This is a genomic window from Rheinheimera sp. EpRS3, assembly GCF_001513785.1.
Classification (GTDB): domain Bacteria; phylum Pseudomonadota; class Gammaproteobacteria; order Enterobacterales; family Alteromonadaceae; genus Alishewanella.
In genome coordinates, this window is the sequence record NZ_LNQS01000001.1 from 453297 (window position 1) to 472262 (window position 18966).

The window sequence follows — 18966 nt, forward strand, 5'->3', positions numbered from 1 at the left end:
GTAAGCGTGAAATTACAGTTAAAACAGGTCTTGCTGCTTAGCGCAGTTATACTGGCCGGATGTTCCAGCAAAGAAAAGCTGGTACTGCCACCGGTACAAAACAGCATCGATCCTGATGTAGTATGGAGCACCAGCATAGGTTCAGGTGTCGCTCACTATGAATCGTCACTAACGCCAATTATTGTCGGTGATACCGTATACGCTGCCAGCCGTGAAGGGCTGGTTGCTGCTTACAATCTGGATAGCGGCAAGCGTAAATGGCAGTTTGATTTGCGTAAACCTGCCGGCAGTTCATTTTGGCAGGGCATCAGCGATGTATGGTCTGGTGACAACGCCCGTATTGCCGGTGGCCTGAGTTACGGCTACGACAAAATCTATTTTGGTACTGAAAACGGTGATGTGGTTGCTTTGTCTGCCGAGGGCGAATTGTTATGGCGCTCTGAAGTAAAAGGCGAAGTATTGGCTAAACCGGCTGTTGGTGATGGTTTGGTGGTAGTGGCTACCGGCGCCGGAACCCTGGTTGCACTGCACCCGGATACCGGTGAAGAGCGTTGGCAGTTTGAGAATGAACAACCTGCTCTAACGTTACGCGGCGTCAGCGATCCGATCATTGAAGGCGGCGGTGTAATATACGGCTCTGGCAATGGCCATATTGGTGTACTGATTGCTGAGCGCGGCTATCAGGCATGGGAAGAAACGGTTGCCGTGCCCAAAGGCAGCACCGATTTATCCCGTCTGGTTGATGTTGACGCGACGCCATTAGTAGTTGGCGGCACTGTGTACAGCATTGCTTTTAACGGTGAGTTGGTCGCGCTGGAACTGCGCACCGGCCGTCAGCTATGGAAACGTGATTACGCCAGTTTCCGCAATATGGCTGTGGCAGGCGACACTTTATATCTGGTGGATTCTGTTGGCCGCATTTATGCACTGGATGCGCGCAGCGGCTCTGAAAAATGGTCTCAGTTTGGCCTTAACAAGCATTATCTGACCGGCCCTGCGGTATATAAAGACTATCTGGTTATTGGCGATAACAAAGGTAATTTGCACTGGGTAAATCGTGAAACCGGTGATTTTGTTGCGCGCCAAAGTATGGACGGTTCTGGTTTTTACACTGAAGCGGTCAGTAACGGCACCTATCTGTTGGTGCAAAGCCGTAATGGTGAGCTAGTCTTATTACAAACGCCTTAAACCGTTAACAGCGGTTGAAGTTTTTAAACAGGCCTGTACCGGGCCTGTTTTGTTATTTTTGAGGTTCACATAATGTTGCCTGTCGTTGCCCTGGTAGGGCGAGCCAATGTCGGTAAGTCGACACTTTTTAACCGCTTAACCCGCACCCGTGATGCGCTGGTAGCAGATTTTCCCGGCCTGACCCGCGACCGTAAATACGGCTCGGTGAAGTATGAAGGGCTGGAATTTATTGTGGTCGATACCGGTGGTATTGATGGCAACGAGCAGGGTATTGAAGTAGAAATGGCTGAGCAGTCGCTTAAAGCCATAGATGAAGCTGACGTAGTATTGTTTATGGTAGACGCCCGTGTTGGCGCCACCGTAGGTGATGAAGCCATTGCTGCGCATATTCGCAAAGTAGAGAAAAAGGTGTTTGTTGTTGCCAACAAAACCGATGGTCTGGATGCCGATACCGCCGTTGCCGATTTTTACAGTTTAGGTTTGGGCGAGGTATATGCCATTGCTGCTGCCCATGGCCGTGGCGTGTCAGTGCTGTTAAATCAAGCCCTGATACCGTTATTAAGCGAAGAGCAGCAAAAGCTGCTGGCCGGCGAAGTTGAGCCGGAAGAAGGCTTAGTATTGGAAACTCTGACCGAAGAAGAAGCCGATGCTGAAGCGGCACGGCTGCGCAGTGAACATATTAAACTGGCCATAGTCGGCCGACCCAATGTCGGTAAGTCAACGCTGACCAACCGTATTTTGGGTGAAGAGCGGGTAGTAGTGTTCGATATGCCCGGCACTACGCGTGATTCTATTTATATTCCTATGCAGCGCAATGAGCGCGAATATACCCTGATAGACACCGCCGGTGTACGCCGCCGCGGCAGAATTGACGATATGGTAGAAAAGTTCTCGGTAGTTAAAACGCTGCAGGCCATTGAAGACGCCAACGTGGTGATTTTAGTGCTGGATGCCCGCTTAGGTATTTCCGATCAGGATTTAAGTATTTTAGGCTTTGTGCTTAACGCCGGCCGCTCACTGGTTATTGCGGTGAATAAATGGGATGGCTTAAATGACAGCATCAAAGAGGAAATAAAACGTGAGCTGGACCGCCGCTTAGGTTTTATCGACTTTGCCCGGCTGCATTTTATTTCTGCTTTGCACGGTTCGGGTGTCGGTAACCTGTTTGAATCGGTTGAAGAAGCCTTTGATTCAGCCACCAAGCGTCACAGCACCGCCTTATTAACCCGTATTATGAAAATGGCGCAGGAAGATCACCAGCCACCTTTGGTGCATGGCCGTCGGGTAAAACTGAAATACGCCCATGCCGGTGGTTATAACCCGCCGCTGATCGTGATTCACGGTAATCAGGTAGACGACCTGCCAGATTCCTATAAACGTTATCTGATGAATTACTATCGTAAGGCATTGCAAATGATGGGCACGCCGATTCGCATTGAGTTCCGCGAAGGCGAAAACCCGTTTGCACCAACGAAAAAGAACACTGAAACGCCGCTGCAAAAGTACAAACGCGAGCGGTTAATGAAAGCGCGTAAAAAACTGGACCAATAAGGACCAACGGCATGAATTTTCGTTTCCCGGTTATTGTTATCGATGAAGACTTTCGCTCAGAGAATATCTCTGGTTCTGGCATTCGTGATTTAGCTCAGGCCATCAGCAGCCACGGCTTTGAGGTAGTAGGTTATACCAGCTATGTTGATTTAAGCGCCTTTGCTCAGCAGGCTAGCCGTGCGTCGTGCTTTATTTTATCGATAGACGATGAAGAATTCGGCACCGGCAGCGCCGAAGAAGTGGCCAAAGCATTAAGCGAGCTGCGTACTTTTATCAAAGAGGTGCGCAAGCGCAACGCCGACATTCCTATTTTCCTCTATGGTGAAACCCGCACCACACGCCATGTACCAAACGACGTACTGCGCGAGCTGCACGGCTTTATCCATATGTTTGAAGATACGCCGGAGTTTGTGGCCAAGCATATTATCCGCGAGGCGAAAAAGTACCTTGATGCCTTAGCACCGCCATTTTTTAATGCCTTAATGGATTACGCCTCTGACGGCTCTTACTCCTGGCACTGCCCTGGCCACTCCGGCGGGGTAGCGTTTTTAAAAAGCCCGGTCGGCCAGATGTTTCATCAGTTCTTTGGTGAAAATATGCTGCGTGCTGATGTCTGCAACGCGGTAGATGAATTAGGCCAGTTGCTGGATCACACCGGCCCGGTAGCTGAAAGTGAGGCCAACGCGGCGCGTATTTTCAGCTGCGACCACTTGTTCTTTGTTACCAACGGTACTTCTACGTCGAATAAAATGGTATGGCACTCAGTGGTAGCACCGGGTGATATCGTCGTGGTAGACCGTAACTGCCATAAATCGATACTGCACTCGATTATTATGACCGGCGCTATACCAGTGTTTTTAATGCCTACACGTAACCATTACGGCATTATCGGCCCTATTCCGAAAAGCGAGTTCTCACCAGAAGCTATCGCCAAGAAGATAGAAGCCAACCCCTTTGCCCGCAATGCCAAAAACAAAAAGCCGCGCATTTTAACCATTACGCAAAGTACCTACGACGGTATCTTGTATAACGTGGAAGAAATTAAGCAGGAGCTGGGCTCGACCATCGACACGCTGCATTTTGACGAAGCCTGGCTGCCGCACGCCAGTTTCCACGATTTTTACAAAAATATGCATGCGATAGGTAAAGACCGGCCGCGCTCAGAAGACACCCTGGTGTTTGCCACCCAGTCGACGCATAAGTTGTTAGCCGGTTTATCGCAGGCGTCGCAAATTCTGGTGCAAAATGCGCAGAACCGTAACCTGGATACGCACCGTTTTAACGAGTCGTACCTGATGCACAGCTCTACCAGCCCGCAATATGCCATTATTGCCAGCTGTGACGTCGCCGCTGCGATGATGGAAGCACCGGGTGGCACGGCGTTGGTAGAAGAAAGCTTAATGGAAGCCATCGATTTTCGCCGTGCTATGCGCAAGGTTGACGCCGAATTTGGTGACGACGACTGGTGGTTCCGTGTCTGGGGCCCGGATGAATTACCGGAAGAAGGCCTGGGCACGCGCGATAACTGGACCTTGCATGCTAAAGACAGCTGGCATGGTTTTGGCGCGATAGAGTCGGGCTTTAATATTCTCGACCCGATTAAAGCCACTATTATTACGCCGGGCTTAAACCTGCACGGTCAGTTTGATGAGCAGGGTATACCTGCGGCTATTGTCAGTAAGTACCTGGCTGAGCACGGTATTATTATTGAAAAAACCGGCCTGTACTCGTTCTTTATTATGTTTACCATCGGTATAACCAAAGGCCGCTGGAACTCTATGGTTACCGAACTGCAGCAGTTTAAAGACGACTACGATCAAAACCAGCCGATGTGGCGCATTATGCCGGAGTTTGCCAAAAAGCATCCGCGCTATGAAAAAGTTGGCCTGCGTGATTTATGCCAGCAAATTCACAATATGTACCGCAAGTTTGACGTGGCCAAAGTCACCACCGAAATGTACTTGTCTCATATTGAAACCGCGATGACGCCGGCCGATGCCTGGGCCAGAATGGCGCACCGCGATATTGAGCGGGTATCGATTGACGAGATTGAAGGCCGGGTTACTGCCATGCTGGTAACGCCGTATCCGCCGGGCATACCGCTGATGGTACCGGGCGAGCGCTTTAATAAAATTATTATCAGCTACCTGCAATTTACCCGCGCCTTTAACGGTGCCTTCCCGGGCTTTGAAACCGACGTACACGGTTTGGTGCGCGAAATGGTAGATGGCGAGTTGAAGTACTTTATTGATGTGGTGAAGGAATAGTTAATTACCGTTATTTGATTGGTATCTTTGTTTAATATTTTAAAGCGCTCGCGATAATCGCGAGCGCTTTTTTTCATCCCGCGTTATCAAGCTTTTATTTTCTCCACCTCAGTACCTTTTTTCTATTTTTAGTTTATAAAAATGTGATAAGTGTTATTTTTAATTGATTGGCGTTGTTCTTTTTGACATAACAGGTCCAAGCACATTATCTGGTTATATTATAAAAATGGAATTTGATAGAAAGTTCTTTTCATCGATTAACTATCAGACTTTACTGAATATTTCTGAGCAAGCGGCAGACCAGCTTAGCATTGAAAATTATGAGTATCGCTCATTTTGTATTGATAAATTTGACAAACGGTTAGCATTTTTAGTTAAGCACTTTGCTGATCAAAAATGTACTGGTATACCCGAAGCAGAGCATTCAGGGTGGGTGCATGTTTGCAGAGAAATTACATCAATCCAGCAACAATATGGTGGAGTTATTCTTGCACTATTCCACTTTGGATTACACCGTAGCATCTTGGTAGATTTAGCTTGTAATGGTATTCCAGTAGTTTCGCCCGTTGCAGGAAAAGCATATTGGGACTTCTATCAGCAAAAACATATTGCCCCCGCCGAGTTTGCAAATTGTTTTAACTTGATTGAAGTAGATAATCCTTCTGTAGGCAAGCAACTTGTTAAGCAAATGAGAAAGGGGCATATAGTCACTATCTATGTTGATGGAAATATGGGGCCCGATGGCGTCCACGTATCCGAAGGTGGTGTTGAGGTTTGTTTTTTTAACAAAAAAATTCATGTAAAAGCAGGAATTGCACGATTAGCATCAACATTCAAAATGCCAGTTTTGCCCCTATTTAGCCTTGCAAAACCAAATTCCGAAAATTGCTATCAGATTAGTGCGGGTGAATTACTGCCAACAAACTCAGATGTGATGCAAGGCTTATACTCTCAGTTAGAGAGACATATCAAGCAACAGCCGCAAGAATGGGAATATATTACATGCTGCCATAGATGGATCCAGCAGCATATAGGCACTTTTGCTAATGATATGTATGAGTCTTATAAAAACACAGGGCTGCAATTAAATCGACAAAATGCCAGATTGGTTAAGCAAGGGGATGATGTCTTGCTATTCAATTTACAGAGGCAGATAGCCGTTAGGCTACCCACATGGTCAGGTGAACTGAACCACCTTCTTTCTAACGGCTGCACTGCAAATGATGTGCAGCAGTGGCTTGAGCAAGATGATGAAAATCAACTTAAAATTAAACTTATCAATGAGTTGATTAGCAAGGAATTGGTTACGGCTTTAATGTGACAAGTTTCGTAACTGATAGCCCCCATTGCGGGAATATAAAACAAGAAAGGAACATGTAATGGAAAATAATAATATTTTACAAGAGTTACAAATTACTGAGTTAGAAGAGCGTGTGGAGTTTGGTTTATGTGGTGGTTCAGGCGGTGGTGGCGGTCTTCCAGGCGATGATTGCTCAGGATTATTTTGTGATGTTGAGTTTCCACCAGAGCTTGAACCTTGAGTTTTAACTTTTGAGGATATCTCAGAACGAAATTTACTTTAGTTTTCTTAAAAAGGAACATGTAATGGAAAATAATAATATTTTACAAGAGTTAAAAATTACTGAGTTAGAAGAGCGCGTGGAGTTCGGTTTATGCGGTGGTTCAGGTGGTGGCGGTGGTGATGGTGGTGGTGAAGGCCCCGGCGGTAACGATGGCTGTGGCGACGGAGCTCAATGCCAAGAGCAATAATATAATATATTGGGTATAAAAATACTCTGTAATAAATGAGAGTATAAAGAGCCCGTAGAGGCTCTTTATACTATTAAAAAGGAACTTAAGTGCAATTTCAGTCAAGTTCTACTATGCAGGTTGTATTGGTTGAAGGTTCAACCGATCGTTATATCTGCAGCGTGGATTATGTAAAAAGCAGGAAGAGTTACTTAATAGAGAGAAACGTTTTTGACGTCATTAAATTCTGTTATGAACCAAGAACTAAAGAGGAGATAAAGTGTTTCTCCCTCCAATCTGGCGCAATTAGCGAAAATCAGTTTGACAATTTTTTCTCTGAATTTTTGTTAAAAAAAGGGATTATCAAGGACTCTTCTGTAAAAGAGACGCTGATTTTAAGCAGCCCTCTCCTGAAAATAAAGCTCAGGTTATTGTCCCCCGTAGTAGTAAATTTCTTAGTTAAACCTTTGGTTGGCCTATTTAGTATCAATGCGGCAGTTATATTAGCGTTGGTTTTTTTGACTAGCCTGATACACATCGGTGTTTATATCTATAATGGTGATTTTTCTCGTCAATCGGCAGTACTAAATTGGAGTGACAGTATTGCCGTAATAGCACTTATTGGTGCAGGGTTGATATTTCACGAACTGGGGCACGCTACAGCGGCTTATAAGTACGGGTGTCGTAAAGTTGAAATTGGGGTAGGGTGGTATATTTACTTCATTGTATTTTATGCAGAGCTGTCTGAAGCTTGGCGACTGAAACCTGAAAAGCGTCTGATTATTGATTGTGCGGGTGGTTATTTTCAGTCAATTTTTGGCGCTATTCTATGGCTTGCATTTATTTATACTGAACAGTTTGTTTTTATGTCTGCAGCGGCACTGCTGGCGCTTTATAGCGTATTCAATCTCAATCCTTTTTTTCGCATGGACGGTTACTGGATTGCCAGTGATCTGATGAAAATCACAAACCTGCGAACAACAGCTTTTGGTGTTATAAAAAAGCTTTTCACCACCCCGTTTCAGCTTATTCAGGATATGAGGATTAACCGCGGAAATCTGCAAAGAACGGTGTTTTTTTACGCAATGGCGATGGTGCTGTTTTACATCTGGTTCAGCTATTATGTTTACTCGTCTCTTTTCCCAACTTCACTAAAGGTTTTTTATGATGTCTCGAATGCTGCATTTGTTCATAAATTTGATTTAACAGAGCTAACTATTTCTCTAGCCCAGCTGCTATGGCATGGATTAATTATTTACTTTGTTATTTACTTCTCTGCGAGTATGGTAAAACAGATTTTTGGGGCTATAAGAAGTAAATATCGAGTATAGAATTAGCAATGCATTGTTATTTATCAACTTAGTGTTGATGTAATAGCTTTAACAGTTCGCGTTCAATAGCAAATACATTCTCATCCTGCTCGCTCAAATACGACAACTGTAACTTTTCTATTCCGGCTGTCGTCTGACGTACAGCACCTTTACTTTTCGATAAAGGCTTGTTCAATCACGTAATGGCCCATAGTGCGTGAATTGGCTTTTAAAAAGCCGCGCTGATCCAGCATACCCATTAGCTGCTGCAACATGGCATCGTTGCCACATAACATAAATCTGTCGTGCTGCGGGTTAAGTGCAGGCATGCCAATATCTGCAAGTAACTTACCACTGTCCAGCAGATCGGTAATTCGGCCTTGGTGTGGCACGCCGTTTCTAACATAGTCTTCCCGTGTCACTGTGGGGTAATAAATCAGCTTGGCGCGAATTTCATCACCAAAATAGGGGTTAGCCGGTAACACATTTTCAATTTCATGCTGGTAAGCCAGCTCTGAGCGCCAGCGCGTGCCATGCACCAGGATAATTTTCTCAAAACTTTCGTAAATAAACGGATCGCGTATGATGCTCATAAAAGGCGCAAGCCCGGTGCCGGTGCTTAATAAATACAAATGTTTACCGGGAATAAGGTAGCCCGGCACCAGGGTTCCGGCAGGCCTTACCGTTAGCATAATCTGGTCGCCGGCTTTGATATTCTGCAGCCTCGATGTCAGCGCGCCGTCTGGCACCTTGATGCTGAAGAACTCAAGCTCTTCATCATAATTAGGGCTGGCAATACTGTATGCGCGCATTAAAGGGCGACCACCAACTTCCAGCCCAATCATAACAAACTGACCGTTTTCAAAGCGAAAAGACGACTCGCGCGTCGTTTTAAAGCTAAACAGCGTGTCATTCCAGTGATGAACATCGGTAACAATGGCATTGATAGTATTACGCATAACAGTCCTTACTTAGTGGCCCTGAGCGCAATTATGCCACAGTGCGGCAAGTGATAATAGTTATCATTAGCATGGGACTTGCTTCTGGCAGTAATTAAAGCCGGGACTGTTAAAATCTGCTGTACCGTGCGCTAAATGCCGGTAACTAAAAAATCTATTGCGGCGATAATATGTGCTCTGTGGGCAGCTAGTGAAGTTTCCTTCTCTTGCAAAAAGCTAACAGAGACAGTCGTCAGTTGGTAAGTTAACAGAGCAAATTTTTTGCCCTCAATTTCAACGACAGGACAAAGATTCTTGGGGTAGCTTTTGTCAGATTGCTGCAAGGGCGTTAATGGTATTACTACCCTGCTATTAAGGCTATCGAGTAGATCGTTTTGAATATCAATAAAGTAGGGATAAACCTTATTGGTGTTTTGATCAGTGTTAACGTACAGGTCGAACTGTGCCATCAGAATACGCGATGATTGTCAGAGAAAAGACCATTTTGTTCAGCAAGTTCATTACAGGTTGCAATGGATTCACGGTTTTCTTGCAGCCACTGAATGCGTTTTTCCTGACGGATTTTTTCTGTCAGCGCCCATTCCAGAGTGGCCGACAGGTTTATGTTCAGACGACGAGCCTCTGCCAATAACTCTCTGTTTATGGTGAGATTTGTCGCTTTTTTTGCGGCTGTGTTACTCACTAAAGGTTGCATCCGATATTCTCCGAACATATATGGTGCGCATTGTTAATGCGTATTATCCTAGTTCCACCAACTTACTAAGTCAAGCAACTAGACGACCTTGCTAGCAATGTCGTTACGCTTGCTAATCACGCGTTTTTACCGCAAGTATCAGACGGCGCTAAGCAACGGGGAGCCAAACTTGTTTGTAGCTTGCTTAGCGAGGCATTGTTAGAATTATGAATTGTTATGTAAGTGTCAGAATTTTTGCCGGGGCATTTTTTTAATGCTGACGCCAATGCTGTTAAGGCGACAGCGCTAACAACTGCCGCTCTATGGCAAACACATGCTCGTCATGCTCATTCATATCACGCAGTGCCTGCGCCAGCTTTAGCAGGTATTCACTATTCGGGCTACTCGCGCCAAGCGTATCGACCATATCGTTTATTTGGCATATAGTATTTTGTGTAAAAATAATGTTTATTTATGGTGTTTTTTTAGGTATTGTTTCGGCTGGTTAGCAAAACGAAAAGGACTGCAACATGCCTAAAATCTATGAATATCTGGGAATAATACTTTTCTTTTACAGTAATGAGCATGAGCCAATTCACATCCACGGCAAGTTTCAGGGGGCTGAGTCTAAAGCTGAAATTCATATGCTAAATGGCCGTATTCACAGAATTGTAATTAAAGACAAAGGCATCGGCCTGGAAAGCAAAAAACGCAAAGAGTTTGAAGAATTTGTGCATGCTTATGCTGACGACATAGTAAATAAATGGGTAGACTATTTCGTGAAGAAAAAGCACATTAGCCCGCAACTTATTACACAAAAGGTGAAAAATGTCCGCACTATCGGTAGTTAATGCACAGCATATAACGGGACATATTCTGGACATCACGTTTAGCGATGGTCACAACTCTGTTGTCGACTTTGCGCCCTTTATCTTCTCAGTCGGTCATCCGGACTACGAGCCGTATAAAAAGCTGGACAACTTTCTGGCCTACAAACTGGAAGATGGAAACCTGAACTGGGATGATTATACAATGATATTTCCGGTTGAAGATTTGTACCACAATCGTCTTATCAAGCGCCCTGCATAAAGGGCGCTGTGTTATCGTCCAATATACAGCACCCTGCAATTTGAAACCGGCTCGCACCTTATTTCCGAACTAACAGCCTTAATAACTCGCGTTCAATAGCAAATACATGCTCATCCTGCTCATTCATATCGCGCAGTGCCTGCGCCAGCTTTAGCAGGTATTCACTATTCGGGCCACTTGGGCCACGGCTTCGGGCAATATGGGCTGCAATTTCAGCGTCACTGGCAGGGCCTAAATAAGCCTCGTTATCGGCACTGGCTAAATACACCACGCCTTCTGTTTCGCCTTGCCCGCTGTTGTCAGAATCGTTTAGCCAATGTAGAGGGGTAAATACGCGCAGGTAACCGTTTTTCTCGCGATGGTCTAAATACTCAAAGGTATCCGGCGTCACCTGATACGCCATGCCCACACAGCGCGCACCGGCTGCTTCAATCAACGTCAACACTCTTCCGGGGGCTTCCGGCGTACCACGATGATCATGCGAGCCCTGCCAAAACCGCCGCTGCCAGCCATAAATGCAGGCTGGTTTAGCGTCAAGATAATCAAAGTCGGTTTTGTAGATCAGTGAGCCATAACCAAACAACCACACTGAATCCAGGTGATCCAGCGGCTGGCGCTGTTTATTCAGGGAAATAGTGTTGTGCGACATAACACTCTGCTTAGCCAAAAATAGCATTGTATTTTTATGCAGCGACCAGCGAAAGTCTTTATTAGACGGAGATTTCCGTATTTGCCAGTATGACTAAGCTAAGCTGTACCTATAAGCTGTTGTAAATACTCTAAAACCGGCGTAATGTCATAAACACAGAGTTTACAAAGACGGAAAAGTCCGTGTTTAAATACGGATTTTTCCGCCGAATAAGCGTTAGCCATCAATAGGAAATGTATGAGAAAAAATCTAGTATGGCATAGTATTGCTAGTTCAATTGTCGCGGGAATTATCACTTATCTCTTGCTTGAGTGTGTAAAAGCAGAATTATTTCCGTACATGAAAGAAACTATGATTTTTGTCGTAGGTGTTGCGTCTTTTGCTGTTGCGTACTTTACTGGACGCGAAAAAAATACACACCCAGCGGAAAAATCAAAGGGCACTAATGTTACAGAAGTTGGAACAAGCATCGAAGCTAAAGAGGAAGTAGAAGTGTCAGATGTTGAGGTCGATTCCTCATCTCTAGAAAGACTAAAAGTAGGTTCAGACATCAAGTCAGAAAAAAGCGTAAAAATCACTGGTGTCAAAGTAAACGGAAAGTAGGATAGTTAATGGCCAGACCTAAAATCCCAACAATCAATTGGCGAAAAGAACTAAAGATATTGAATCGGTATATTAAATCGGAAGGGGGTGTTCTACATATCAAAACCACTCCGGACTCGCCGTCGTCTGCTTTCAGTAAGTCCATACGCAATGTCATGGAGAATAACACTTGGGATAGAAGGTGGGTTACCGTTCAATTTGATGGCGATAACGCTGCAACTCATTATCTATCCGATATGATTTCGCAGCTGGAAGTTTCTCTTGAATTAGATGAATTTCAAACTGTTTTGCCAGCTCATGAAATAAACATTGGCAACAATAATATTGCGGGAGGAAATATAGAAATTAGCAATATAAATGTTTCCATTGTGGGTGCTAATTCATTTCAGGAAAGGATAAAAAGGATAATACAACACATTGAAAACAAGGCCGATGAACAAAGGGTTGCGTTATTTTTGTTCAATACTGGCTCCAATAATACAGATCAGAAAGAGCTGAAACGATTCAAAAACCAGTTGTGGGACAATCGGCTAGAAAAATTGGTAGAAAAAGGAGTTCTGTTAATTGCTTTTTCACACAGTGAAAGCGACACCCTTGATTGGTTACCAGAGCCTGATGATGTACTCAATCTGCCAAGTAGCTACTGCTCCGAGTCGAAAGCAAATGCCAGGGAAGATATTGCAAGGTTTTTACTTGAGCAGGCATATGCAACCAATGAGGGTGAAGCGGAGGGCATCGCAAAAGGGATTGTAGCTTCCAATCCTTTGCCAAAAAATTTGCATGCAAATTTTGCTGGCATATTAGCTGAGGTTCGCAATGCCGATTAAGGACATCCGTGGGTTGCCGAATGAGTTGCAACAATTCTTCGCTGCGGCGGGAAACGTATTTATTAAACCGTTCTCTATATTGGGCGTTGCAGAGTCGTTGACTGATGAAGTTGCTACAAAACTCATTATGTTGACGGGCTTATCTGAGAAAAAAGCTATCCAGTTCGTTAAGGCTTTGCATTTCTGCGATTTTGTTGTGGAAAGAAATAGTGAGTGGCATTTTTCACAGAATATTTTGGAGTTCTTAAATAAGCGAATTGATGTTCATAGTGAAATCGTTCAAAAAGCACATAAAACGCTATTTGAAATCGCTATTAAAGGTGATATCAAAAGTGCCGGAAAAACAATTCCAAGGTATTTGGTTTCCGGTGTCGGCAGGGCTTACCACAAATCGCCAAGTTCACCAGAAGAAGGCTTGGAATATTATTCACAAGTTGCAAGTAAATTAGCTGGCGGCTCTCAATGGCTCTTAGGTAAATTAGCAATAGAGCAGCAAAGTCGAGGAATATTACCCGCCAGTGCAATTGAGCCCTCTTTTATTCGAGGAATGACATTTTATAAAGAGCAAAGATACGAAGATGCCGAGAAACTATTTCGGCGAGTTATTTTAAGTAAGGAAATTAGAATTGAGGTTGCCATCGCCTGCCATATTGTAGGTCGGCAAATAGGAAGGAAGGCCGGAGGTTTTACGGAAGCCGAAGAACTGCTTCGCCGCAGTGTTGAGTTACTCGTGCAAGTCAATGATAAACACGGACAAGCTCAGGCGCTTCACACGCTAGGCCAACTGCTAGGAAAAGATCGCAGTAGAGCCAAAGAAGCCGAAGAACTGCTTCGCCGCAGTATTGAGTTGCTCGTTCAAGTCAATGACAAACACGGACAAGCTCAGGCGCTTCACACCCTAGGCCAACTGCTAGGAAAAGACCGCAGTAGAGCCAAAGAAGCCGAAACGGTGCTTCGAGAAAGCTATTCACTGGATAAAACTAAAAATGGACAGGCAATGATCCTATTTACACTAGGAAAGTTAATATGGGATAAAAATCCAGTTGAGGGGCGAAGATTGATGCTCGAAAGTGTAAAAATTAATAAGACTATTAACAATCAATGGGCCGTAAATATGATTGAAAAAGAGTTAATTAGCAGAGATAAGAAAAGATGATTGCCTTGGCTAACAAAGCATTGCAGCGGACAAGCCATTGAATGCGACGTTAGCCGGGTCACAGCGTTAACCGGGTCAGATAAAAATTAACAGAATGGTTGGAGCACTTTTCCTGCTATTTAACAGTTGTCTTTTCCTGGCTGGAGTTATCAACGGAGAGAAAACATGAAAGTGATAGTACTAACACTGCTTATGGCTACTTCTATATTCGCGCAAGCTAGTAGTTACGAATGCACGCCTGAAAAAGCAACCACGATAATTCAATCCTCAAATAATGAACATAGAGGTGGAGTTATGAAGGTTGACACGAAGTTCGTTCTGTTCAAAACAGAGAATAATTGGATGGTCAAAGAAAAGGGCTCTACTCAAATTGCTTTTGATAGTTGTAACGAGACTGGCTATATATGTGCAAGAATTAGTGGATATATGGGCAATTTTGTTCGTCGAGATAACGATCAGTTCTCAGTGTTTATGATGTGGGATACTGACAACAGTATAAATGATAGCGATATCCAGTACATTTTATATGCTGGAAAGTGTCTGAAGTCTTAGCAACCAAAACCAGAATCAATGAATTTCGTTACGGCTCGGCTTTTGCTATTTAGCAACGTAAGCGACCATTTGGTAGCTCAAAGGCTACAGTATTAATTCAGTGCCGCCAGTACGTTCTCTGGATCACGCTCAATAGCACGCAACAAAGCTTTAGCCGGGCCGGTAGGCTCGCGGCGTCCTTGTTCCCGGTTGCGCAGCGTACCCAGCTGTACATCAATCAGATCGGCAAAAGCGGCTTGTGTCAGGTTCGTTTTCTGGCGAATTTCTTTCACTTTTACAGCCGCAACGAAAGTTTCACGCGATGGCTGGCGTTCACCGCGAACAATCTCACCCATTTCTTCAACGCTTTCCAGTAGTTGGTCGAACAGTTTATCTTTCATCAATTTGTGCGTCATTGGCGTAGTTTTGCCGAAATATGCTGCAAAAGAATACCTCCGTCAATTGCAGCAAAGTGAATCTAAAAGATATAAATAAACCCTATGCCAACTTCGGCTTCATAGTTGCTGCGGACGATGGGGCTATTGCGCACGTCGCTGCTGAAATGCTCATAAAGTGCCTCGCCGAAAATCTGCCAGTTGTCGTTGATATTATGCCGGTAGTTGTAATCAATCCCGATGGAGCGTAAACCGCCACTCAGCCTGGTTTCATCTAAACCGGATGCCAGCGACTGCTGTGCGGTAATGCCGAAACCTGTATTGGCATATTTGCTGTCGTGAAACACCGCCACGACATTAATTTCAGAACCGGAACCGTCGGTTTTATCGCCGAAGCGCCGCCCTACACCAAACAGGCCAAGGTTGCCGTTGTCGCCACTCACCAGACGGCTTACCAACCAATAACGCCAGTCGTTGCTAAATGCCCGCCGTGCCTGCAGTACTACTTCAAAGCCCTCTTCGTTATCACCCAGCCCGTCCAGGCGGCCATCGTCAGAGTCGTTTTCTTCGCGGCCCTCATCAAAGCCTATTAAGGCTTCGAGTAACCAGGTGTCTGCACGCAGACCACGCCAGCCCAGTGCTTCGCCGGCAAAGTAGAAAATATCATCACCGCGGCGCCATTGCACCGCGCCCGCTGGCTGTATTTCAACACCAAATTCGTCTGAGCCTTCGTAGGCGGTTTCATATTCAATGCCCAAGCCCAGCCCGAAAGCCCAGCCATCTTTACCTTTAGTAAAGTCATCAACTGAAGGCAAAGGTACCAGCGCGGTTTTGCCGTCTTGCGCTAATGCGGTTTGAGGGAAAAAACCATGTATTAAAATGGCCAACAGTAAACCGGTAAACTTTTTCATATAAAACCTTACCTGTATCAGCAGGACAGAATGCAGCGAGAGTAAAGTGTTCAGTTGCAGTTTACGTATAACTGTTGTCAGTAGATCTTATTGGCGCACTTTTATTACTTAAGCTCATTCAGCTTTGTCACTTGCGCATCAAAGCCGCCCTCTGCCAGTTTAATTGCTACCTTATCCCCGGCTTTTAGCTGGCTGCTGTTGGTCACCACCTGCTGTTTATCATCAAAGGTAATACTGTAACCGCGCGCTAAGGTAGCCAGTGGGCTAACGGTGTTCAGCTGGCTGCTTAACTGTGCCAGTTGTTGTTTGCTTTGCTTTAACTGCAACTGCTGGGCGTTAACGAGCCGGCGTTCCAGCTGGTTGATATGCTGGGTATGCGCCAATAAGGTTTTAGCCGGCGATAGCTGGCGCAGGCTTTTATCCAGATATTGCTGCTGTTGCTGCGCAGCCTGCACAGCCCGTTTGGCGCTGGCGCTTAAGCGCAGTTGCAGCTCGTCGAGGCGTTGTTGCTGTTGCTGCAAGCGGCGTTTCGGGTGCAAGGCTAACAGGCGCTGGCTCAGGTTTAGCAGCTTTGGCGCGACCTGTTGCATGCGGCTGCGCTGTGCTTGTAGCAGGCGGTTTTTTAGCTGCAATATGCGATCTAGCACATGCGACTGATCCGGCGAGACTAATTCTGCTGCCGCAGAGGGCGTAGCTGCGCGCATATCGGCAACAAAGTCGGTAAGCGCAAAGTCGATTTCATGGCCGACGGCGCTGACAATCGGAATAGCGCAGGCGGCTACTGCACGGCATAAGGCTTCATCGTTAAAACACCATAAGTCTTCTAACGAGCCACCGCCGCGGCCGATAATTAATACATCTACTTCATTGCGCCGTATCGCGCTGCTAAGCATATTTCTAAGCTGTGCCGCTGCGGTTTCGCCCTGCACCTGGGAGGGATACACAATAACTTCAATACCCGGCGCGCGGCGGTTTAGCACGGTAACAATATCGCGCACGGCGGCGCCGGTGGGCGAGGTAATCACGCCAACACGCTGCACCTGTGCCGGCAGAGGTTTTTTCCGCGCCGGGTCAAATAAGCCTTCAGCTTGCAATTGTGCTTTTAGCTGCTCGAACTGCTGCTTTAATAAGCCGGCGCCGGCGGTTTCAATAAATTCAGCCAGCAGCTGATATTCGCCGCGTGGCTCGTACACGCTGATGCGGGCACGAATAAGCACCTGTTGGCCATTTTGTGGCCGGAAGCTGCTATTGCGGTTGGCCTGTTTAAACATGGCGCATTTAACCTGGGCGGCGCTGTCTTTCAATGAAAAGTACCAGTGGCCGCTGGCGGCAGCGACAAAATTAGACACTTCGCCCTGCAGCCACAGCGTTTGAAACTGCAGCTCCAGCGTAAGGCGTACTTCACTGTTTAACCGGGAAACGCTATAGATATCGGGGTTTTGCATAAAAAACGTACCAGCAGCTGGCCTGACAACGAAAACGCTAGAGTAACATAAAACAAAAAAAGCTTTGTGATACGCACGCAAAACCGTTAAAATTGCGCCGCAACATTCCCTATCTTTTCAGCCACAGCGAGATTGTTGCAATGCTCAGGATCAAACAAGAAGCCCTTACCTTTGACGACGTGTTATTGGTACCGGCGCACTCCAGTGTTCTACCTCATACAGCCGATTTACGCACCCGACTGACTAAAAGCATCACGCTGAATATTCCTATGGTTTCTGCGTCTATGGACACAGTAACCGAAGCCCGCTTAGCCATAGCGCTGGCGCAGGAAGGTGGCTTAGGTTTTATTCATAAAAACATGACCATCGAAGAGCAGGCCGCTAACGTTCGTAAGGTTAAAAAATACGAAAGCGGTGTGGTGTCAGACCCGGTAACGGTAACGCCGGATATGAGTATCCGCGAAGTGCAGGCCCTGGCACAGCAGTGTGGCTTCTCCGGTTTCCCGGTGGTAGATGCCAGCAATAATCTGGTGGGCATGCTGACCAGCCGCGATATGAGCTTTGAAGCCAACAACAATGAAATCGTCTCCAGCCTGATGACGCCACGCGAGCGTTTAGTCACGGTGCTGGAAACGGCGCCACGCGAAGAAGCCTTTAAAAAGATGCACCAGCACCGGATTGAAAAAGTGCTGGTAGTCGACAGTGAATTCAAATTAAAAGGCCTGATCACTGTACGTGATTACTACAAAGCTGCCAGTAAGCCTAACGCCTGTAAAGACGAGTTAGGCCGCTTGCGCGTAGGCGCTGCCGTAGGCGTAGGCCCGGGCACTGACGAGCGCATTGCTGCGCTGGTAGAAGCCGGTGTGGATATTCTGCTGATCGATACCTCACACGGCCACTCGCAGGGCGTGATTGACCGCGTAAAACAAACCCGTGCCCAGTACCCGGATTTACAAATTGTTGCCGGTAACGTGGCTACCGCCGCCGGCGCTAAAGCGCTGGCTGAAGCCGGTGCTAACGCGGTGAAAGTGGGCATAGGTCCTGGCTCTATCTGTACTACCCGCATTGTCACCGGCTGTGGTGTACCACAAATTACTGCGATCTCTGAAGCGGCGATGGGCGTGGCCGGCACGGATGTCACCATTATTGCCGATGGCGGTATCCGTTTCTCCGGTGACATCGCCAAAGCCTTAGTGGCCGGTGCTAACCTGGTGATGGTGGGTTCGATGTTTGCCGGTACCGAAGAAGCACCGGGCGAGGTAGAACTGTACCAGGGCCGCTACTATAAATCTTACCGTGGTATGGGTTCATTGGGTGCTATGGCGCAGCGTAACGGCTCGTCAGACCGTTATTTCCAGGGCAGCAACAATGCCGAGAAACTGGTACCGGAAGGCATTGAAGGCCGTGTAGCGTACAAAGGCCCGATGGAAAATATTATTCACCAGCAAATGGGCGGCCTGCGTAGCGCCATGGGCTTAACCGGTTGCCCAACCATTGACGAGCTGCGCACCAAGCCGGAGTTTGTCCGGGTAACTTCTGCCGGTATGGGCGAGTCGCACGTGCATGATGTGCAGATCACCAAAGAAGCACCCAACTACCGCTTAGGCTAAACTGTTTACTGTTTTATCGGCTGGCTAACCCCAGCCGCTTTACTTTTTAAAGG

Annotated in this window: 22 protein-coding genes; 14 read left to right on the plus strand and 8 right to left on the minus strand. The window is 46.2% G+C overall.

The window, feature by feature from the left end:
• The first annotated feature begins 6 nt into the window (after positions 1-6).
• From bamB to AR688_RS02000, 7 genes are all read left to right on the plus strand, one after another.
• Entirely contained in the window at positions 7-1188 is a 1182-nt protein-coding gene (gene bamB / locus AR688_RS01980; RefSeq protein ID WP_068228370.1) for an outer membrane protein assembly factor BamB, read from the plus strand.
• 72 nt (positions 1189-1260) lie between these two features.
• A complete protein-coding gene (gene der, locus AR688_RS01985; protein ID WP_068228371.1) occupies positions 1261-2739 on the plus strand; it encodes a ribosome biogenesis GTPase Der in 1479 nt (492 codons plus the stop codon).
• Positions 2740-2750: 11 nt separating this feature from the next.
• Positions 2751-5006 carry an arginine/lysine/ornithine decarboxylase gene (locus AR688_RS01990; protein WP_068228373.1) on the plus strand — a complete coding sequence of 752 codons (2256 nt, stop codon included), beginning with the start codon at positions 2751-2753 and terminating at the stop codon, positions 5004-5006.
• Positions 5007-5169: 163 nt separating this feature from the next.
• Positions 5170-6327, plus strand: coding sequence for an LpxL/LpxP family acyltransferase (locus AR688_RS01995; RefSeq protein WP_156420189.1), 1158 nt, complete (start codon positions 5170-5172; stop codon positions 6325-6327).
• Between the two features lie 58 nt (positions 6328-6385).
• The gene (locus AR688_RS20070) at positions 6386-6547 is read left to right on the plus strand and encodes a hypothetical protein (protein WP_156420190.1); all 162 of its coding nucleotides are present in this window, start codon (positions 6386-6388) and stop codon (positions 6545-6547) included.
• Positions 6548-6611: 64 nt separating this feature from the next.
• Positions 6612-6776, plus strand: coding sequence for a hypothetical protein (locus tag AR688_RS20075; RefSeq protein WP_156420191.1), 165 nt, complete (start codon positions 6612-6614; stop codon positions 6774-6776).
• Between the two features lie 89 nt (positions 6777-6865).
• Positions 6866-8086 carry a M50 family metallopeptidase gene (locus tag AR688_RS02000; RefSeq protein WP_156420192.1) on the plus strand — a complete coding sequence of 407 codons (1221 nt, stop codon included), beginning with the start codon at positions 6866-6868 and terminating at the stop codon, positions 8084-8086.
• A gap of 149 nt (positions 8087-8235) precedes the next feature.
• On the opposite strand, the gene AR688_RS02005 is transcribed toward AR688_RS02000, so the two are convergent.
• The 4 genes from AR688_RS02005 to AR688_RS20080 form a co-directional block, all read right to left on the minus strand.
• Positions 8236-9024 carry a ferredoxin--NADP reductase gene (locus AR688_RS02005; protein WP_068228386.1) on the minus strand — a complete coding sequence of 263 codons (789 nt, stop codon included), beginning with the start codon at positions 9022-9024 and terminating at the stop codon, positions 8236-8238.
• Positions 9025-9155: 131 nt separating this feature from the next.
• Positions 9156-9473 carry a CcdB family protein gene (locus AR688_RS02010; protein ID WP_068228388.1) on the minus strand — a complete coding sequence of 106 codons (318 nt, stop codon included), beginning with the start codon at positions 9471-9473 and terminating at the stop codon, positions 9156-9158.
• Positions 9473-9718 (minus strand): type II toxin-antitoxin system CcdA family antitoxin, encoded by a 246-nt coding sequence (locus AR688_RS02015; protein WP_068231060.1) that lies wholly within the window; start codon positions 9716-9718, stop codon positions 9473-9475. Before AR688_RS02015 ends, AR688_RS02010 begins: the two co-directional genes overlap by 1 nt.
• A gap of 271 nt (positions 9719-9989) precedes the next feature.
• Positions 9990-10124: a gamma-glutamylcyclotransferase gene (locus AR688_RS20080; RefSeq protein WP_231731893.1), complete on the minus strand. Its 135-nt coding sequence runs from the start codon at positions 10122-10124 to the stop codon at positions 9990-9992.
• 103 nt (positions 10125-10227) lie between these two features.
• Between AR688_RS20080 and AR688_RS02020 the strand changes: the two genes are divergently transcribed.
• Both AR688_RS02020 and AR688_RS02025 read left to right on the plus strand, forming a co-directional pair.
• Positions 10228-10548 carry a DUF4160 domain-containing protein gene (locus tag AR688_RS02020; RefSeq protein WP_068228391.1) on the plus strand — a complete coding sequence of 107 codons (321 nt, stop codon included), beginning with the start codon at positions 10228-10230 and terminating at the stop codon, positions 10546-10548.
• Positions 10526-10786, plus strand: coding sequence for a DUF2442 domain-containing protein (locus AR688_RS02025; RefSeq protein ID WP_068228393.1), 261 nt, complete (start codon positions 10526-10528; stop codon positions 10784-10786). Before AR688_RS02020 ends, AR688_RS02025 begins: the two co-directional genes overlap by 23 nt.
• 58 nt (positions 10787-10844) lie before the next feature.
• Here the strand turns inward: AR688_RS02025 and AR688_RS02030 are convergent, their stop codons facing one another.
• On the minus strand, positions 10845-11435 hold the full coding sequence (locus tag AR688_RS02030; RefSeq protein ID WP_068228395.1) for a gamma-glutamylcyclotransferase: 591 nt from the start codon (positions 11433-11435) through the stop codon (positions 10845-10847).
• 237 nt (positions 11436-11672) lie between these two features.
• On the opposite strand from AR688_RS02030, the gene AR688_RS02035 reads away from it, so the two are divergent.
• The 4 genes from AR688_RS02035 to AR688_RS02050 all read left to right on the plus strand — a co-directional run bounded on the left by AR688_RS02035 (position 11673) and on the right by AR688_RS02050 (position 14573).
• Positions 11673-12038 carry a hypothetical protein gene (locus tag AR688_RS02035; RefSeq protein ID WP_068228397.1) on the plus strand — a complete coding sequence of 122 codons (366 nt, stop codon included), beginning with the start codon at positions 11673-11675 and terminating at the stop codon, positions 12036-12038.
• Between the two features lie 8 nt (positions 12039-12046).
• Positions 12047-12865: a hypothetical protein gene (locus tag AR688_RS02040; protein WP_068228398.1), complete on the plus strand. Its 819-nt coding sequence runs from the start codon at positions 12047-12049 to the stop codon at positions 12863-12865.
• Complete coding sequence (locus tag AR688_RS02045; RefSeq protein ID WP_068228399.1) at positions 12855-14021, plus strand: tetratricopeptide repeat protein; 1167 nt, start codon at positions 12855-12857, stop codon at positions 14019-14021. The genes AR688_RS02040 and AR688_RS02045 overlap by 11 nt, the downstream gene beginning before the upstream one ends.
• Positions 14022-14186: 165 nt before the next feature.
• Entirely contained in the window at positions 14187-14573 is a 387-nt protein-coding gene (locus tag AR688_RS02050; protein WP_068228400.1) for a hypothetical protein, read from the plus strand.
• 92 nt (positions 14574-14665) lie between these two features.
• Here AR688_RS02050 and AR688_RS02055 read toward each other — a convergent pair whose 3' ends face one another.
• From AR688_RS02055 to xseA, 3 genes are all read right to left on the minus strand, one after another.
• Positions 14666-14953, minus strand: a complete 288-nt coding sequence (locus AR688_RS02055) for a helix-turn-helix domain-containing protein (protein ID WP_068228401.1) — start codon at positions 14951-14953, stop codon at positions 14666-14668.
• Between the two features lie 77 nt (positions 14954-15030).
• The gene (locus tag AR688_RS02060; RefSeq protein WP_068228404.1) at positions 15031-15858 is read right to left on the minus strand and encodes a MipA/OmpV family protein; all 828 of its coding nucleotides are present in this window, start codon (positions 15856-15858) and stop codon (positions 15031-15033) included.
• 104 nt (positions 15859-15962) lie between these two features.
• Complete coding sequence (xseA, locus tag AR688_RS02065; RefSeq protein ID WP_068228407.1) at positions 15963-17303, minus strand: exodeoxyribonuclease VII large subunit; 1341 nt, start codon at positions 17301-17303, stop codon at positions 15963-15965.
• 140 nt (positions 17304-17443) lie between these two features.
• Here xseA and guaB point away from each other — a divergent pair, with 140 nt between their 5' ends.
• Positions 17444-18913, plus strand: a complete 1470-nt coding sequence (gene guaB / locus AR688_RS02070) for an IMP dehydrogenase (protein WP_068228410.1) — start codon at positions 17444-17446, stop codon at positions 18911-18913.
• The last annotated feature ends 53 nt before the right edge of the window (positions 18914-18966 follow it).

What these genes read in the sequence shown, in the direction of transcription:
- AR688_RS02015 (WP_068231060.1), bottom strand. Translation starts at nt 9,718, where the DNA reads ATGCAACCTTTAGTGAGTAACACAGCCGCAAAAAAAGCGACAAATCTC.
- AR688_RS02040 (WP_068228398.1), top strand. Translation starts at nt 12,047, where the DNA reads ATGGCCAGACCTAAAATCCCAACAATCAATTGGCGAAAAGAACTAAAG.
- xseA (WP_068228407.1), bottom strand. Translation starts at nt 17,303, where the DNA reads ATGCAAAACCCCGATATCTATAGCGTTTCCCGGTTAAACAGTGAAGTA.
- AR688_RS01990 (WP_068228373.1), top strand. Translation starts at nt 2,751, where the DNA reads ATGAATTTTCGTTTCCCGGTTATTGTTATCGATGAAGACTTTCGCTCA.
- AR688_RS02005 (WP_068228386.1), bottom strand. Translation starts at nt 9,024, where the DNA reads ATGCGTAATACTATCAATGCCATTGTTACCGATGTTCATCACTGGAAT.
- AR688_RS02020 (WP_068228391.1), top strand. Translation starts at nt 10,228, where the DNA reads ATGCCTAAAATCTATGAATATCTGGGAATAATACTTTTCTTTTACAGT.
- AR688_RS20075 (WP_156420191.1), top strand. Translation starts at nt 6,612, where the DNA reads ATGGAAAATAATAATATTTTACAAGAGTTAAAAATTACTGAGTTAGAA.
- AR688_RS20080 (WP_231731893.1), bottom strand. Translation starts at nt 10,124, where the DNA reads ATGGTCGATACGCTTGGCGCGAGTAGCCCGAATAGTGAATACCTGCTA.
- AR688_RS02055 (WP_068228401.1), bottom strand. Translation starts at nt 14,953, where the DNA reads ATGAAAGATAAACTGTTCGACCAACTACTGGAAAGCGTTGAAGAAATG.
- AR688_RS02045 (WP_068228399.1), top strand. Translation starts at nt 12,855, where the DNA reads ATGCCGATTAAGGACATCCGTGGGTTGCCGAATGAGTTGCAACAATTC.
- guaB (WP_068228410.1), top strand. Translation starts at nt 17,444, where the DNA reads ATGCTCAGGATCAAACAAGAAGCCCTTACCTTTGACGACGTGTTATTG.
- AR688_RS02050 (WP_068228400.1), top strand. Translation starts at nt 14,187, where the DNA reads ATGAAAGTGATAGTACTAACACTGCTTATGGCTACTTCTATATTCGCG.
- AR688_RS02010 (WP_068228388.1), bottom strand. Translation starts at nt 9,473, where the DNA reads ATGGCACAGTTCGACCTGTACGTTAACACTGATCAAAACACCAATAAG.
- AR688_RS02025 (WP_068228393.1), top strand. Translation starts at nt 10,526, where the DNA reads ATGTCCGCACTATCGGTAGTTAATGCACAGCATATAACGGGACATATT.
- AR688_RS02035 (WP_068228397.1), top strand. Translation starts at nt 11,673, where the DNA reads ATGAGAAAAAATCTAGTATGGCATAGTATTGCTAGTTCAATTGTCGCG.
- AR688_RS02030 (WP_068228395.1), bottom strand. Translation starts at nt 11,435, where the DNA reads ATGTCGCACAACACTATTTCCCTGAATAAACAGCGCCAGCCGCTGGAT.
- AR688_RS20070 (WP_156420190.1), top strand. Translation starts at nt 6,386, where the DNA reads ATGGAAAATAATAATATTTTACAAGAGTTACAAATTACTGAGTTAGAA.
- der (WP_068228371.1), top strand. Translation starts at nt 1,261, where the DNA reads ATGTTGCCTGTCGTTGCCCTGGTAGGGCGAGCCAATGTCGGTAAGTCG.
- AR688_RS02060 (WP_068228404.1), bottom strand. Translation starts at nt 15,858, where the DNA reads ATGAAAAAGTTTACCGGTTTACTGTTGGCCATTTTAATACATGGTTTT.